General features: G+C 74.5%; 15 protein-coding genes. 7 read left to right on the forward strand and 8 right to left on the reverse strand.

Going from position 1 to position 15,687, the window contains the following annotated elements; genetic code table 11:
* The first annotated feature begins 181 nt into the window (after positions 1–181).
* The 3 genes from cofD to ACI8AF_RS08170 are packed head-to-tail and all read left to right on the forward strand — an operon-like array spanning position 182 to position 2,842.
* On the forward strand, positions 182–1,156 hold the full coding sequence (gene cofD, locus ACI8AF_RS08160; RefSeq protein WP_456539184.1) for a 2-phospho-L-lactate transferase: 975 nt from the start codon (positions 182–184) through the stop codon (positions 1,154–1,156).
* Positions 1,149–2,213, forward strand: a complete 1,065-nt coding sequence (locus ACI8AF_RS08165) for a coenzyme F420-0:L-glutamate ligase (RefSeq protein ID WP_456539185.1) — start codon at positions 1,149–1,151, stop codon at positions 2,211–2,213. Before cofD ends, ACI8AF_RS08165 begins: the two co-directional genes overlap by 8 nt.
* Before the next feature lie 26 nt (positions 2,214–2,239).
* Positions 2,240–2,842, forward strand: coding sequence for a dTDP-4-dehydrorhamnose 3,5-epimerase family protein (locus tag ACI8AF_RS08170; RefSeq protein WP_456539186.1), 603 nt, complete (start codon positions 2,240–2,242; stop codon positions 2,840–2,842).
* 4 nt (positions 2,843–2,846) lie between these two features.
* Here ACI8AF_RS08170 and ACI8AF_RS08175 read toward each other — a convergent pair whose 3' ends face one another.
* From ACI8AF_RS08175 to ACI8AF_RS08195, 5 genes are all read right to left on the reverse strand, one after another.
* Complete coding sequence (locus tag ACI8AF_RS08175; protein WP_456539187.1) at positions 2,847–3,611, reverse strand: DNA-3-methyladenine glycosylase family protein; 765 nt, start codon at positions 3,609–3,611, stop codon at positions 2,847–2,849.
* Between the two features lie 253 nt (positions 3,612–3,864).
* Positions 3,865–4,635 carry an SDR family NAD(P)-dependent oxidoreductase gene (locus ACI8AF_RS08180; protein ID WP_456539188.1) on the reverse strand — a complete coding sequence of 257 codons (771 nt, stop codon included), beginning with the start codon at positions 4,633–4,635 and terminating at the stop codon, positions 3,865–3,867.
* 82 nt (positions 4,636–4,717) lie between these two features.
* A complete protein-coding gene (locus tag ACI8AF_RS08185; RefSeq protein WP_456539189.1) occupies positions 4,718–5,827 on the reverse strand; it encodes a mannose-1-phosphate guanylyltransferase in 1,110 nt (369 codons plus the stop codon).
* A gap of 13 nt (positions 5,828–5,840) precedes the next feature.
* Positions 5,841–6,797: a glycosyltransferase family 2 protein gene (locus tag ACI8AF_RS08190; RefSeq protein ID WP_456539190.1), complete on the reverse strand. Its 957-nt coding sequence runs from the start codon at positions 6,795–6,797 to the stop codon at positions 5,841–5,843.
* Between the two features lie 9 nt (positions 6,798–6,806).
* Positions 6,807–7,946, reverse strand: coding sequence for a glycosyltransferase family 4 protein (locus ACI8AF_RS08195; protein ID WP_456539191.1), 1,140 nt, complete (start codon positions 7,944–7,946; stop codon positions 6,807–6,809).
* 36 nt (positions 7,947–7,982) lie between these two features.
* Here ACI8AF_RS08195 and rfbA point away from each other — a divergent pair, with 36 nt between their 5' ends.
* Positions 7,983–8,843 (forward strand): glucose-1-phosphate thymidylyltransferase RfbA, encoded by an 861-nt coding sequence (gene rfbA, locus ACI8AF_RS08200; RefSeq protein WP_456539192.1) that lies wholly within the window; start codon positions 7,983–7,985, stop codon positions 8,841–8,843.
* 22 nt (positions 8,844–8,865) lie between these two features.
* On the opposite strand, the gene ACI8AF_RS08205 is transcribed toward rfbA, so the two are convergent.
* From ACI8AF_RS08205 to ACI8AF_RS08215, 3 genes are all read right to left on the reverse strand, one after another.
* Positions 8,866–10,689, reverse strand: a complete 1,824-nt coding sequence (locus ACI8AF_RS08205; RefSeq protein ID WP_456539193.1) for a serine hydrolase — start codon at positions 10,687–10,689, stop codon at positions 8,866–8,868.
* Positions 10,680–11,216, reverse strand: coding sequence for a hypothetical protein (locus ACI8AF_RS08210; RefSeq protein WP_456539194.1), 537 nt, complete (start codon positions 11,214–11,216; stop codon positions 10,680–10,682). The genes ACI8AF_RS08205 and ACI8AF_RS08210 overlap by 10 nt, the downstream gene beginning before the upstream one ends.
* A 75-nt stretch (positions 11,217–11,291) precedes the next feature.
* Positions 11,292–12,392 carry a glycosyltransferase family 4 protein gene (locus ACI8AF_RS08215; protein WP_456539195.1) on the reverse strand — a complete coding sequence of 367 codons (1,101 nt, stop codon included), beginning with the start codon at positions 12,390–12,392 and terminating at the stop codon, positions 11,292–11,294.
* Positions 12,393–12,429: 37 nt separating this feature from the next.
* On the opposite strand from ACI8AF_RS08215, the gene ACI8AF_RS08220 reads away from it, so the two are divergent.
* From ACI8AF_RS08220 to ACI8AF_RS08230, 3 genes are all read left to right on the forward strand, one after another.
* Positions 12,430–13,443: a glycosyltransferase family 2 protein gene (locus ACI8AF_RS08220; protein ID WP_456539196.1), complete on the forward strand. Its 1,014-nt coding sequence runs from the start codon at positions 12,430–12,432 to the stop codon at positions 13,441–13,443.
* Positions 13,444–13,568: 125 nt separating this feature from the next.
* On the forward strand, positions 13,569–14,381 hold the full coding sequence (locus ACI8AF_RS08225; protein WP_456539197.1) for an ABC transporter permease: 813 nt from the start codon (positions 13,569–13,571) through the stop codon (positions 14,379–14,381).
* Positions 14,378–15,670, forward strand: coding sequence for an ABC transporter ATP-binding protein (locus tag ACI8AF_RS08230; RefSeq protein WP_456539198.1), 1,293 nt, complete (start codon positions 14,378–14,380; stop codon positions 15,668–15,670). The genes ACI8AF_RS08225 and ACI8AF_RS08230 overlap by 4 nt, the downstream gene beginning before the upstream one ends.
* Positions 15,671–15,687: the final 17 nt, after the last annotated feature.

Consider the following 15,687-nt stretch of genomic DNA (forward strand, 5'->3'; position numbering starts at 1 on the left):
TCCCGGGCCGCTCTGCACTGGATGACACCGCGGGAATTACACGCGTGTCGCTCCGAAGCCGTCAACTTCGCTCGTTGTAAGCGGATCGCCACAGGTGACCCAGGCGTCACAGTCGTTCGTCAGAATCTCGCCAAGGCCCCCGACACGCCGGTCGAACAGTCGACAACTGCCATGCGGCACGATGCGTTTCGTGCAGTTCGTCGTGCTCGCCGGAGGTGTCGGCGGCGCCCGTTTCCTCCGTGGACTCAAGACCGCGGCCCCGGGTGCCGACATCACGGGGATCGTCAACACCGGTGATGACGTGACGATGCACGGGGTGCGCATCTGCCCCGACCTCGACACGGTGCTGTACACCCTCGGCGGCGGCATCGACGAGGAGCGCGGCTGGGGCCGGGCCGGCGAGAGCTGGACGGTCAAGGAGGAGCTCGCCGCCTACGGCGCCGACCCCACCTGGTTCGGCCTCGGTGACCGCGACCTCGCCACCCACCTGATCCGCACCCGCATGCTGGACGCCGGCTACCCGCTCTCCCAGGTGACCGCCGCCCTCGCGGTGCGCTGGCAGCCCGGGGTCACGGTGCTGCCGATGAGCGACCAGCGGGTCGAGACGCACGTGGTGGTCGCCGACCCCGACGACCCGGAGCAGCCCAGCCGCCGGCAGCGGGCGATCCACTTCCAGGAGTGGTGGGTGCGCCACCGCGCGGCGCTCGAGCCGTCGGCCTTCGTGCAGGTCGGCGTCGACTCGGCGCGTCCGGCACCCGGTGTGACGGAAGCGATCGCCTCCGCCGATGCCGTCCTGATCGCGCCGTCCAACCCCGTGGTCTCCGTCGGCACGATCCTGGGTGTCCCGGGGATCCGTGACGCCCTGCGGAGCACAGCGGCCCGTGTCGTCGGCGTCTCGCCGATCATCGGCGGCTCGGTCGTGCGCGGCATGGCCGACCGGTGCCTGCCCGTCCTCGGCATCGAGGTGAGCGCCGAGGGCGTGGGCCGCCACTACGGCGCCCGCGGCGGGGGCGGCATCCTCGACGCCTGGCTCGTGGCGCCCGGTGACGACGCCACCGTGCCCGGGGTCGACGTCCGGCAGGTGCCCCTGCTCATGTCCGATACCGAGAAGACGGCCGCGCTGGCGCGCGCCGCCCTGGACGCCGCCGGTGTCTAGCACGGCACCCCCGGCGGGCTACTCCGTCCACCCGGTCCCCGGGCTGCCGGAGTTCTCCCCCGGTGACGACCTCGCCGCGGCGATCGCCGGCACGGCGCCGTGGCTGGCCGACGGCGACGTCGTCGTCGTCACCTCGAAGGTCGTGTCCAAGGTCGAGGGCCGGCTGGTCCAGGTGCCACCCGGTGCCGACCGCGAGGCCGCCCGCCAGCGGGCCATCGACGACGAGACGGTGCGGGTCGTCGCCCGGCGCGGCCCGCTGCGCATCGTGGAGACCCGGCACGGCTGGGTCGTGGCGGCCGCCGGCATCGACGCGTCCAACGTGCCCGGCGACGCCCTCGTGCTGCTGCCCGAGGACGCCGACGCCTCCGCCCGCCGGCTCCGGGAGCGGCTGGCCGAGCTCCTCGGGGTCGACGTCGCCGTCGTCGTCAGCGACACCTTCGGCCGCACCTGGCGCGAGGGCCTGACCGACGTCGCGGTCGGCGCGGCCGGCATCGTCCCGCTCGAGGACCACCGCGGCGCGGTCGACCGCCACGGCAACACCCTCGAGACCACCCAGGTCGCCGTGGTCGACGAGCTCGCCGCCGCGGCCGACCTGGTGAAGGGCAAGCTCGCCGGCGTCCCGGTCGCGGTGGTGCGCGGCCTGCCGGTCGCCCGGCCGCCCGGCGACGACCCCGGCACCCGGCCGCTGGTCCGCCTCGGTCCCGGGGACCTGTTCCCCTACGGGACCCGCGACCTGCTCGCCTCCCGCGAACCGGCCGCCGACCTCGTGCCCCGCCCGGGCGAGCTGGAGGCCGTCGCCGCCGCGTTCCGGATCGCCAGCGCCGCCCTGCCGGAGTTCCCCGTCGTCCTGCGGCACGGCGGGGAGGGGGACGGCGTCGTCGACGTCCACCTGCCCGACCGGGCCACCACGACGGCCGCGCTCAACCTCGGGGCGCTGCTCGGCGCGGTCATCGTGCAGCTGCACGCCGAGGGCTGGCGGACGCGGTGGGAGCCGGTCGGCACGCCCGGCGGCAGCTCGCTCGTCGGCCGGCTGTGGCTGGGCTCGACGACGCCCTGACCCGGGCCGTTCGATAGCGTCGGGGCGTGCAGATCCGCGAACTCGCCGTGCCGGACAGCTACGTGCTCGACCTCGTGCCGCACGGCGACGCCCGTGGCCGGTTCACGGAGTGGTACAAGGCCGACGTCCTCGCGGGCGAGACCGGGTTCGGCCTCACCCTCGTCCAGGCCAACCACAGCGTCTCCGCCCGCGGCGTGCTGCGCGGCGTGCACTTCGCCCTCGTCCCGCCCGGCCAGGCCAAGTACGTGTACTGCCCGGCCGGCAAGGTGCTCGACGTGATCGTCGACGTCCGGGTGGGCTCGCCGACCTTCGGCGTGCACGACTCGGTGCTGCTCGACAGCGAGGCGCCGCGCGCGGTGTACCTGGCCGAGGGGCTCGGCCACGCGTTCGTCTCGCTGGCCGACGGCAGTTCCGTCACGTACCTGGTGTCCACCGGCTACGCGCCCGACCGCGAGTTCGGCATCAACCCCATGGACCCGGCGCTCGACCTGCCCTGGCCGGCCGAGCTGGAGTTCGAGCTCTCCGCCAAGGACCAGGCCGCGCCCACCCTGGCCGAGGCCCAGGAGCAGGGCATCCTGCCCACGATGGAGCAGTGCACCGCCCGCTACACCGAGCTGCGCGGCGCCTGACCCCTCAGATGCGGCGGTAGTCGGTCGGGGCCACCCGCGGACCGCGCTTGGGCGGGCGGCTGCCGCCGATCTCCAGCAGCCGGACCACCCGCTGCCGGTGCCCCCGCCAGGGCTCGAGCAGCTCCATCATCCCGTCGTCGTCGGTCTTGCGGCCGGCCAGCGACCAGCCCACCAGGTTCTTCAGGTGGTAGTCGCCGTAGCTGACGGTGTCGGGGCAGCCGAAGGTGCGCTGCACGACCTCGGCCGCCGTCCACACCCCGATGCCCGGCACGGTCTGCAGCCGCTTCTGCAGCGTCGGGGAGTCGGGCGCGGCGTCGCACGGCTCCAGCCGGGAGGCGACCGACGCGACGGCGCGCAGCGCCCGCCGGCGGGCGCCGTCGAGCCCGCACCGGTGCCACTGCCAGTCGGTGACCGCGAGCACCCGCTCGGGGGTCGGGACGACGCGCATGCCCTCCGGCGCCGGTCCGGGCGCCGGCTCGCCGCAGAGCCGCAGCAGCGCGCGGAACACCCGGTGCGCCTCGATGGTGGTCACCTTCTGCTCCAGCACCGCCGGCAGCAGGGCGTCCCAGGTGCGCCCCGTGCGGCCCAGCCGCAGCCACGGCGAGCGGCGGTGCGTCTCGGTGAGCAGCGGGTGCCCGCACGGGTCGAACTCCTCGGGCCGGTCGTGGGCGCCCAGCCAGCCGGGCACCCGGGTGCCGGCCCAGACCGCGCCCGGGCCCCAGGCGCGCACCCGCACCTCGGTGACGTCGGGCCCGGCGACCGTGCGCACGTGCACGGTCGCCGGGCCGTCGGGGGTGGACGTCGTCCGCCAGGTGCCCGTGTCGGTGTGCCGGAGGGTCGGGTCGCCGGTCCCCCGCAGGTCGCGGGAGAGGGCCCGGCGGGCGTCGAGCGGCCAGTCGGGCCGCCAGACCGATTCGTACGGAGGGGTGCTCAGGGAAGACTCCGTGGGTGACGAGCTGGAGCGGCCCCGCTGCAGGGGCCCGCGCCGAGCGGAGCGAGGCGTGGGGGGCAGCGGGGCCCTTCTACTTCGGGGCCATCCTCAAGGCGCCGTCCATCCGGACGACCTCGCCGTTGAGGTAGCCGTGCTCGACGATGTCGAGCGCCAGCTCCGCGAAGTCGGCCGGCTTGCCCAGCCGCTTCGGGAACGGGATGCCGGCCGACAGCGCCGCCCGGGCCTCCTCGGGGAGGCTGCCCAGCAGCGGCGTGTCCACCAGCCCGGGGGCGATGGTGCACACGCGGACACCGACGGTGGCCAGGTCCCGGGCCGCCGGCAAGGTCATGCCCACGACGCCGCCCTTGGAGGCGGAGTACGCCAGCTGGCCGATCTGCCCGTCGAAGGCGGCGATCGAAGCGGTGTTGACCACCACACCCCGCTCGCCGTCCTCCAGCGGCTCGGTCTGCGACATGGCCGAGGCGGCCAGCCGCATCACGTTGAAGGTACCGACCAGGTTGACCGTGACGACCTTCACGAAGGCGCCGAAGTCGTGCGGCTCGCCGCCGCGGCCGACCGTCCGCTGCGCCCAGCCGATGCCGGCGCAGCTGATCGCGATCCGCAGCGGGCGGTCCTTGCCGGTGGCGTCCTCGATCGCGGCCTGCACCGAGTCGGGGTCGGTGACGTCGGTGCGGACGAAGGTGGTGTGCCCGCCGAGCTCGTCGGCGAGCGCCTTCCCGCGCTCTTCCTGCAGGTCGAGGATGGTCACGGCGGCCCCGCGGGCGGCCAGCTCGCGCACGGTCGCCTCGCCGAGCCCGGAGGCCCCACCCGAGACGACGGCGGCGACGTCGTAGGTCTTCATGCCCGGCAACGTAGCGCGGTGGAACGGCCTCCTCGCAGGGGCCCGCTGCGAGCCTGCGAGCAGCGGGGGCGAGGAGGTCCTCCTAGCTGAACCGTGAGCCGTGCCTCCCCTCCACCGCGGCCAGCAGCGCCTTGACCCGCTCGGCCTCGGCCACGGGCGCGACCATGGTCACGTCGGCGGTGTGGACGACGACGCTGTCGCGCACGCCCACCAGCGCGACCAGGTGCTCCGGGTCGTCGCTGAACACGATGTTCCCGTCGGCGTCGAGGGTCACGGCGAGCCCGCGGACGGCGTTGCCGCCGTCGGCGTCCGCGGTCCGCTCCAGGGTCAGGGCGAGCGCCGGCCACGAGCCGACGTCGAGCCACTCGACGTCGAGGTCGGCGACCAGCACCCGGCCGGGCTCGGTCGCCGCCGGCTCCAGCACGGCGTAGTCGACGCTGATCTTCGGCAGGGTCGGGAACACCTCCGCCAGGACGGCGTCCCGCGCCGGGCCGGCGGGCTCGGCCACCACGCGGGCCAGCCCCGCCGCCGTCTCCAGCAGGTGGTCGGCGAGGGCGTCGAGCACCGTGCGGGCGCGCCAGACGAACATGCCCGAGTTCCACAGGTACTCCCCCGACGCCACGTACCGCTCGGCGGTCGCCAGGTCGGGCTTCTCGCGGAACGACGCCGCCTCGGCGACGCCGGGCACCCCGGTGGCCGGGCCCCGCTGCACGTAGCCGAACCCGGTGGCCGGCGCCGTCGGCACGATGCCGAGGGTGACCAGGGCGTCGGGCCGCGGCGTGAGCGCGTCGAACGCCGTGCGCAGCGCCGCGGCGAAGCGCTCCACCGGCCGGATCACGTGGTCGGCGCTCACCACCGCGAGCTCGGCGTCCGGGTCGACGTCGGCGACCAGTGCCGCGGCCAGCCCGACGGCGTTGGCGGTGTCGCGCGCGACCGGCTCGAGGACCAGGCGGTCGGGCCCCAGCTCCGGCAGCGCGGCGCGCACCTGGTCGCCGTAGCGGGCGGCGGTGCAGACCCAGATGTTCGCGGTGGGCAGCACCGCCTGCAGGCGCGCGAACGCCTCGGCGAGCAGGCTGTGGGCGCCCCCGCCCGGCTCGGCGACGACGTCGAGCAGCTGCTTGGGGCGCTCGGCCCGGGACAGCGGCCACAGCCGCGTGCCCGAACCGCCGGCCATGATCACCGCGTGCCGCACGGGTGCACCTCCCTCACTGGTCGACGACGGGACGGCCCCGGCGCGGCACCCGCGGCCGCCAGCGGCGGCGGGCCGGCAGCTCGGCAGCCGATCGCTGGAACGCCGCACCGGCGCCGACCCGGGCACTGACGTAGGAGACGAGCATCCGGCCGCCCAGGCCCACCCGGAGCGCGACGCGCAGCGGCAGGTGGACCGGCCCCGGGTAGCGCCGCGACAGGTAGCGCAGGGCGCTGGTGTGGTGGACCCGCTGCATCCGGTGCGGCTGGCGACGGGTGGCGTGCCCGCCCTCGTGCTCGACCACCGCCGTGGGGGCGTAGACGTGCAGCCAGCCCTTCTCCGTGAGCCGGGCGGCGAGGTCGACGTCCTCGAAGTACATGAAGTACCCGGGGTCGAAACCCCCCACCGAGTGGAACGCCTCCAGGTCGACCAGGAAGCAGGAGCCGGACAGCCACCCGGCCGTCCGCTCCCGCGGGGTCTCCCGCTCCCGCCGGTAGGTGGCCGTCCACGGGTTCGCCGGCCAGACCCAGCCGAGCAGCGCGTGCCCGGCCCCGGTGGACAGCGACGGCAGGTCGCGGGCGGAGGGGTAGAGGTCCCCGTCGGGGGTGCGGATCGCCGGGCCGACGGTGGCCGCCCGCGGCCACCGGGCCGCGACCGCCAGGAGCTCGTCGACCGACCCCGGCTCGAAGCGGATGTCGGGGTTGGCGACCAGGGCCCACCCGCGGTGCCGGTCGGCGAGCCCGGCGTTGGCGGCGGCGCCGTAGCCGATGTTGCCGCCGGTGGGCAGCACCCGGACGTCGGGCCAGGCCGCAGCCGCCCGCTGCGGCGCGCCGTCGGTGGAGCCGTTGTCGGCCAGGACGACGTCCAGCGGCAGCGCGGTGGCCTGCCGGAGGCTCTCGACGAACCCGAGCAGCGCCTCGCCGGGCGAGTAGGTCACCGCGACCACGCGCAGCGGTTCGGCGGCTTCCCCCACGCCGCGACCCTACGGCGTGGCCGCCCGGGCGTAGCTCGCCAGGTGCTGCTCGGCGCAGGCCGCCCAGGTGAACCCCGCCGCGCGCTCGCGGGCGGCCGCGGACAGCGCGGCGCGGCGCGCGGGGTCGTCCAGCAGCCGGGCCAGCGCCTCGCCGATGCCCTCGGCGGTGGGCTCCGTGTACTCGACGGCGTCCCCGCCCACCTCGGGCAGCGCCAGCGACCGCGTGGTGAGCACCGTGGCCCCGCACGCCATCGCCTCGAGCACCGGCAGCCCGAACCCCTCGGCCGAGCTCGGGTAGGCGACCACGTCGGCCCCGCCGAGGAACCCGGCCAGCAGCTCCAGCGGCAGGTAGCCCGGGAGCTGCACCTCCAGCCCGGCGGGCACCGCGGCGACCGCCGCGTCCACGCCCTCGTCCCAGCCGCGGCCGCCGGCCACCACCAGCGCCGGCGCGTCGGCCCGGCCGGCGACGGCCCGGCTCCAGCCCTCGACCAGCGCGGGCACGTTCTTGCGCGGCTCGATCGTGCCGAGGAAGGCGACGTAGCGGGCCGCCCGCAGCCCCAGGTGCTCGCGGGCGGCGGCCCGGGCGGCGTCGTCGGGCACGGCGAACGTCGCGGGGTCGACCCCGTGGTGGGCGATGTCGACCTGGCCGTGCACGAGCCCGGTGACGCGGGCGAGCTCGTCCCGCGTGGCCCGCGAGGGCACGACGCAGCGCGCCGCCCGGCGCAGCGACGCCCGCGTCCAGGCCCGGAAGAAGCGCCGCTTGACCGGCAGGTGGACGTCGGGGTGGGTGAAGAACGTCGCGTCGTGCAGCGTCGTCACGACCGGCACGGGCGAACGCAGCGGCATCGTGTAGTGCGGGCAGTGCAGCACCCCCGCCCCCACCCGGCGGGCCAGCGCCGGCAGGCCGGTCTGCTCCCAGGCGAGGCGGACCGGCCGCCGGGCGATCCGCGGCGGGGCGCCCACCACCTCGGCCGACGGGGTCCGCTCCGCGTAGTACCCGACGTCGCGGGCCTGGCAGACGACCACGAGGTCGGCGTCGGCGGCGTCCAGCGCGGGCAGCAGCTGGTCGACGTACCGGCCGACCCCTCCGCGGTTCTCGGGGACGGCGGTGGCGTCCACCAGCACGCGCGGGCCGGTCGACGGCTGCATCGGTCACCCTCCTGCCGGCCCGGCTAGGCTGCCCCGGTGCGCGGCATCATCCTGGCGGGCGGCAGCGGGACCCGGCTGTACCCGATCACGAAGGCGATCAGCAAGCAGCTGATGCCGATCTACGACAAGCCGATGATCTACTACCCGCTCTCGCTGCTCATGAATGCGGGCATCCGCGAGGTGCTGGTCATCACCACGCCCGAGGACCAGGCCGGCTTCCAGCGGCTGCTCGGGGACGGGGCCGAGGTCGGGATCGAGATCAGCTACGCCGTCCAGCCCGAGCCCGAGGGCCTGGCGCAGGCGTTCATCATCGGTGCGGACTTCATCGGCGAGGAGTCGGTCGCCCTCGTGCTGGGCGACAACATCTTCTACGGCACGGGGCTGGGCCAGAGCCTGCGGGCCAACACCGACCCGAAGGGCGGGCACGTCTTCGCCTACCACGTGGCCAACCCCACCGACTACGGCGTCGTGGAGTTCGACGAGGACGGCCGGGTCATCTCCATCGAGGAGAAGCCGGAGAAGCCGAAGAGCTCCTACGCCGTCCCCGGTCTGTACTTCTACGACAACCGGGTCGTGGAGATCGCCGCCAACGTGCAGCCGTCGGCCCGCGGCGAGCTCGAGATCACCGCGGTCAACGACGAGTACCTGCGCCGCGGCGAGCTCACGGTCACCGTGCTCGAGCGCGGGACGGCGTGGCTGGACACCGGCACCCACACCTCGATGATGCAGGCGGCCGAGTTCGTCCGGGTCGTCGAGGAGCGGCAGGGCTGGAAGATCGGCTGCATCGAGGAGGTCGCCTGGCGGCGCGGCTTCATCGACGACGAGCAGCTGCGCGCGCTCGCCGCGCCGTTGCAGAAGAGCGGCTACGGCGACTACCTCCTGAGCCTGCTCGACTGACCGCCGGTCGCAGGAGCGCCCGTCAGGTCACCGTGGCGGTCCGGCAGGCGAACAGCGGGTTGGCCGCTCGCGAGTCGGCGTAGATGCCGAACACGCAGAGCGTGTGCGACCCCGGCGCGAGCGCGATGGACGCGTCGAACCCGTGGTTCCCCCCGGCCTCCGGGTAGACGGCGCCCACGTCGGGCCGGGCGGTGTCGGCCCGGAACGCACCCGCGAAGCGTCCGTCGGCGTAGACGTGCACCGACACCGGCGGTGCCGGGACCAGCGCGTCGACGGCCCAGCCGGTCACCCGGGCCGTGCCGCTCCCTCCCGCTGCGACGTCGAAGGAGCCGAGCAGGGTGGTGGGGCCCGTCACGACGCGGCAGCCGAGCGACGTGTTCCGCCCTCCGGTGCCGGGGACGTTGACCGCTGTGGCGCACACCACGTGCCTCCCCGGCCAGGCCATGCCGAGGACCGTCGAGAACCCGTGGCCGCTCCCGGTGCCGGGGAACGCAGCGCCCACGTCGGGACGGCTGCCGCCTGCGGGCACGGTCGCGGCCGGGGTGCCGTCCACCGACAGGACGACGTCGGTCGGTGCCGTCGGGTCCTCCAGGTCGGCCGTCCAGCCGCTGACCTGCATCCCACGCAACCCGACCGCCGTGGCGGCTTCGAAGTTCCCGATCGGGCTGAGCACCGCCTCGAGCACCGGACAGCCGAGGGAGGGGTTGCGGGTACCGGCCCCGACGTTGATGGCGTACACGCACACGGTGTGCCGACCGTCGGGTACGGGCACGGTCAACTCGTACCCGTGCGCGTCGCCGTAGCCGGCCAGCACGGCCGCGACGTCAGGCCGTGACCGGTCAGCGGTGCCGTAGGCAGCCAGGACCCCGTCGACGTAGACGTGCACGTCGAGCGGCCGCGTGGGGTCGTCGTGGTCGGCGGTCCAGCCGCTGAGCACGTACCTGCCGGGGCTGGCCTGGTACGCGACGTCGATCTGCCCGACGGGGTTGCGCGCCTCACCGCTGGGCGGGACGGTGCCGCCCGGGAAGAGCGTCCGGACGACCGACGTGAGCGTCTCGCCGACGTGCGCGTACGACAGCGACTGCGGGGTGCGCGAGAGCACGGAGACCGTGAACCGGTTGTCCTGGCCGAGGATCCCGGTGGTGTGCAGCCAGCGCATGCCCTCCTGGCAGCACATCCAGCCCTGCTTGATGCCCCAGTACTGGTACGGCAGGGCGTACGGGATGCCGAAGTACTGGTCGAAGCCGTCCGTCCCGGTGTGCGTGGCGGCCCGCATCATCGCGATGAGCTGGTCCCTGTCGGCCGGGTGCAGGTGCGAGCCGATGCCGGTGACGACCGCACGGTAGAACTTCGTGATGTCGTTCGCGGTGATCTGCCACATCCCCCAGTAGGACGGCGTGGGCGGCGTCCCGATCTCGGTCAGGCCGTACTCGGCGGCGACCGCCAGCACCATCGCCTGCCCGCCGAACCGGGAGTACAGGTTCGACATCGCGGCGTCGTCGGACCGGGCCACCATCAGCCACATGAGGTCGCGGTCGGCCTGGGCGAGGGTGATCTCCCCGCGCCGGCTGCGCTCCAGGAGGCTCGTGGCCACGAGGATCTTCGGCACGGAGGCCGAGCGCATGCGGGTGTGCGCCGGCTGCCCGTTCTCGTAGACCTGTCCGGTGTCGCGGTCGTAGACGGAGATGCCGACGGTCACCCCGCGGCTGCCCGCGTACGCGGTGGCCTGCGCGACGGCGGCCGCCATGTCCGTGGCCACCGCGGCCGGCCGGACCGCGAGGCCGAGCCCCGCCGCCATCAGCCCGCTCAGCAGGACCGCCAGGACGGCGCGAGTGGTCAGCCGCACGTGAACTCCATCTGCAGGGAACCGGAGGGCTCGCTCGTCCCGCCCGTGAACAGCCCGCCCGCCACGACGACCGGACCGGAACCGGTGACCGCGGCATCGGTGACCGTGTGCGGCACCTCGATGCCCGGCGCGACCAGGACCGTCCCCAGCCCCTCGTCACCGGCGGTCAGCCGGAACACCGATCCGTCGGCCAGCACCGCCTCGACCGCCGGCGGATCCGCTGCGGGCCGGCACGAGCCGGTCACCTGCTCGTCGTACGCCACGAGGCCGGACACCGACAGCCGGAGCCGGCCGGAGAGCCGCCCCTCGGGCAGCGCCGCGAACACCTGCCGGTAGTCCTCCGCGGCGGGGTCGGGCGGTGGCGGGCTGAGGGCCTCGTCCCCCGGCAGGCCGTGTGACATCGACGCCGACGGAGCGGCCGGAGAGGTGGGCGACGACGGCTCGGCGGCCTCCCCGCCGTCGGTGCACCCGACCAGCAGAAGCGCCGCGAGCACGCCGTTGACCACCCTCGCCGCCCGTCCGACCACGCCCCGAGGATGCGCGATCCGGAACGGATGGGCCACGTATCGCCCCAGGCGTCACACGCGCCCCAGCAGCAGAGATCAGACCAGTTCGGCGTAGAGCTTCCAGAGGCGGGCGGCGACGGCCGCCCACGTGAAGTCCGCAGCGCGGCGCAGCCCGGCGTCGGCGAGCGCCTGCCGCACTGCCGCGTCGCCGGTGACGGTCCGCAACGCCTCGGCCAGCGCCGCGGCGTCGCCGACCGGCGTCGTCACGGTCGCCCCTCCACCGACCTCGACGAGGGCCGGCACGTCGGAGGAGACCACCGGGACACCGGCGGCCATCGCCTCCACCACGGGCAGCCCGAAACCCTCGGCGCGGCTCGGCGCGACCAGAGCCGTCGCTCCCTCGAGCACCGCCGCGAGATCGGCGTCCGGGATCCGGCCGAGCACCCGCACGTCACCCTCCGCCAGGCCCAGGTCGGCGGCCAGCGTGGCCGGCTCCACCCCGCCCCAGCCGGGCTGGCCCACGACCACCAGCGGAGGCAGCTCACCCGGTCGCTCGGCCAGCGCGGCCAGCAGCACGTCCAGGCCCTTGCGCGGCTCCAGGGTGGCGACGCTGAGCAGGTAGTCGCCGTCCTCGATCCCCAGCCGAGCCCGGCGCGCCGCGGCGTCCGGCGGTCTCGCCAGCGCCCCGGCCACCCCGGCACCGGCCACCAGGGTCCGCCGCGGCAGGGAGAGGTGGCGGCCCAGCTCGTCGGCCACCGCGGCGGTGGGCAGCACCACCGCGTCCGCGGTGGCGACCACCCGCTCGGCCATGCGCCGGTGCCACTGCACCCCGCGGGGCGTCAGCGTCTCCGGGTGGGTCCAGGGCACTGCGTCGTGGATCGTCACCACCAGCGGACGACGGCCCCGCGGGGGCGCGAGGAGCGTCGGCGCGTGCACCAGATCGCCACCGCGCGGCCCCAGCGGCACCCCCCGCTCCCAGGCCAGGGCCAGCGCCCGGCGGGGCAGCGGCAGCCGTCGCGGCGCGGGCATGCCCGGCACCCGCGCGGCAGCCGGGGCGCGGTGCCACGCCGTCCAGCCCTGCACGCGAGCGCCGGGCGGAGCCCCGGCGGCGAGCGCGGCGCCGACCTCGGCGGTGTACCGGCCGGTCCCACCCGGGACGGGCAGCAGCAGCTGTTCCACCACCAGGTCCAGCCGCACGGGGCGACCCTAGCCGGGCCAACTACCGTCGACGGTCATGTCCGCCGGCCCCCGCGTCACCGTCGTGGTCGTCACGTGGCAGGGCGCCGACTTGCTCGAGCCGTGCCTGGCCTCGCTGGCGGGGCAGACCGTCCCGCACGAGGTGCTGGTCGTCGACAACGCCTCGACCGACGCCACCCCCGACGTCCTGGCCCGGCACCCCGAGGCGCGGGTGGTCCGCAACGCCGTCAACCTCGGCTTCGCCGGCGGCGCCCAGGTGGGCCTGGAGGCGGCGAGGACGGAGTTCGTCGCGCTCCTGAACAACGACGCGGTCGCCGAGCCGGACTGGCTGGAGGCCCTGCTGGCCACGGCGCGCGCGCACCCCGACGCCGCCGCCGTCACCTCGCTCCTGCTGCTCGCCGGCGCCGGCCGGCCGGTGGTGAACAACGCCGGCGTGGTGCTCCTGCCGACCTGGTACGGCGCCGACCGCGCCGCCGGCGCGGACCCCGGGGAGGTGGCCGAGCCGGCGGAGGTCTTCGGGTTCAGCGGCGGGGCCGCCCTGCTGCGCGCGGCGCCCGCCCGTGCGGTCGGCGGCTTCCCCGAGCGGTTCTTCCTCTACTACGAGGACACCGACCTGTCCTGGCGGCTGCGGCTCGCCGGGTGGTCGATCCGCTACGAGCCGCGGGCCGTCGTCCACCACCGGCACGCCGCGAGCTCCGACCCCGCCTCGGAGCTGTTCGCCTTCCACAACGAGCGCAACCGGCTGCTCCTGCTGGCCCGGTGCGCGCCCGCCGCGCCGGCCGTGGGTGCCTGGCTCCGGTTCTGCGTGACCACCGCCTCGCTCGCCGCCCGGTCCGTGGCCGACCGCGGCGCCGGCCGGCCGCACAACCTGCGGGTGGGCCTGCGGCTGCGGGTGCTCCGCTCGGCCGTGGCGATGCTGCCGTGGGCGCTGCGGACCCGGCGGGAGATCCGCCGGAGGGGGCGGACGGCGGTCGATCCGGCGCTGGGACGGCGACCCGAGTCGACGGGCGGGACGGCAGAAACGGGTGTGACCGACCGTTCCGCTGACTGAGCGGGTCGGGTCCGTCACGGTGCTACCGTCGATCGACGTCGATCCAAGCGACCCACCACGTCCGCAGCTCCGCCCTAGCGATGCGGCGATCCGACGGTGGTGAAGAAGACAGGTGACCTGCTCGTATGACCCAGTCTGTTCGGGCGGTGTGGCAGTACCGCGGACTGATCGGGAACTTTGCCAACCGCGAGATCAAGGGCAAGTACAAGGGCAGCCTGCTCGGCTCGGCCTGGTCCCTGCTGAACCCGCTGGCCACGCTGGCCATCTACAGCCTCGTCTTCGGCTTCATCATCAAGTTCCCGACCCCCGTGGCCGGCAACGGTGAGCTCACCAACTTCACCGTCTACCTGTTCACCGCGCTGGTCGTGTGGAACTTCTTCTCGTCGGTGACCACCAGCGGCATGGGCGCCCTGGTGACGGCCGGCCCGCTGCTGCGCAAGATCTACTTCCCGCCGTTCGCGCCGGTCATCGGCTCGGCCGGCGCGGTGCTCAACCAGACCGCGATCGAGTTCGGCCTGCTGCTGGTCGTCTACCTCGTGGTGGGCAACATCGGGTGGACCTTCCTGCTGGCACCCGTGCTGCTCGTCCTGCTCGCGGCGTTCTCCCTGGGCATCGGCATGGTGCTGGCCATCGCCAACGCCCGCTTCCGCGACGTCAGCTACATCGTGACCGTCCTGCTCAGCCTGCTGTTCTACATGTCGCCGATCATCTACCCGATCTCGCTGGTGACCGACCTGTACGGCGAGCACCCGTGGCTGCGGCTGTACGAGTACAACCCCGTCACCACGTTCGTCGAGGCGTTCCGCTCGGTGCTGTGGCACCTGGAGTTCCCCGGGTGGGCCCAGCTGGGGTACCTGACCGCGGTGAGCCTGCTGGTCCTGGTCGGCGGCTGGACGATCTTCCAGCGGAAGTCCGCCGACGTGAGCGAGGAACTGTGACCGTCTTCCCCCCTGCCGACCTGGAGCTGGAGGCCCCTGCGGAGACCCCGGCCGGCGTCGCCATCGAGGTCCGGGACGTCACCAAGCGCTTCCGCCGGTACAGCGACCGCCGGACCAACGTCAAGGAGCTGTTCAGCTCCCGCCGCCAGGACAAGCACGCCGACGACTTCTGGGCGCTCAAGGGTGTCGACCTCGACATCCCCCGCGGCAAGACGTTCGCGCTGATCGGCCACAACGGCTCCGGCAAGTCCACCCTGCTCAAGCTCGTCGCCGGCATCCACCGGCCGACGTCGGGGACGATCACCGCGCACGGCCGGATCTCGGCCATGCTCGAGCTCGGTGCCGGGTTCCACCCGGAGATGACCGGGCGGGAGAACGTCTACCTCAACGGCTCGATCCTCGGCATGACCCGCAAGCAGATCGACGCGGCGATGGACGAGATCATCGCGTTCAGCGGGCTCGAGGACTTCATCGACACCCCCGTGAAGGTCTACTCCTCCGGGATGTACGTCCGCCTCGGGTTCGCGATCGCGGTGAACCTCGACCCGGAGATCCTCATCGTCGACGAGGTCATCGCGGTCGGCGACGAGGAGTTCCAGCGCCGCTGCTTCGACCACCTCTACAAGCTGCGGCGCAAGGGCGTGACGATCGTCCTGGTCACGCACTCCCTCGGCCTGGTCACCGACCTGTGCGACCAGGCGGCGTGGCTCGACGGCGGCACGCTCAAGGCGGTCGGCCCCTCGCGCGAGGTCGTCGACCAGTACCTCAAGGCGGTCAACCAGCGCGAGGCGCAGACCCGCCCCGAGCCGACCGCGCCCGCCGAGGGCGAGGAGAACGAGGGGATGACCCCCCGGCGCGGCAGCGGCGAGATCCGCGTGACCGACGTCGAGTACCTCGACGAGCGCGGCCGCCCGCAGCCGTTCCTCGCCACCGGTCAGTCGTGCACCATCCGCATGCGGTACCGGGCGAGCACGGCCCTGCCCTCGGTGACCTTCGGGCTGGGGTTCACCACCGAGAGCGGCATCCAGGTGGCCGGCCCGAACTCGGGCTACGGCGACGCCGCGTTCGCCGTCGAGGAGGGCGAGGGGCACGTCGACTTCACCGTCGACGAGCTCCCCCTGCAGCCGGGCGAGTTCCTCGTGACGACGGCGGCCGTCGACAAGGGGCACCCCTACGACTACCTGGACCGGGCGTTCGTGCTCAAGGTGCGGGCCGAGAACGTCACCGAGCCGGGATTGGTCAAGGTGAACGGGCACTGGTCACACTCCCACCAGCCCGCTGCGCACTGACCCCGTCCTGACCGACC

The organism is Blastococcus sp. SYSU D00669 (assembly GCF_054050715.1).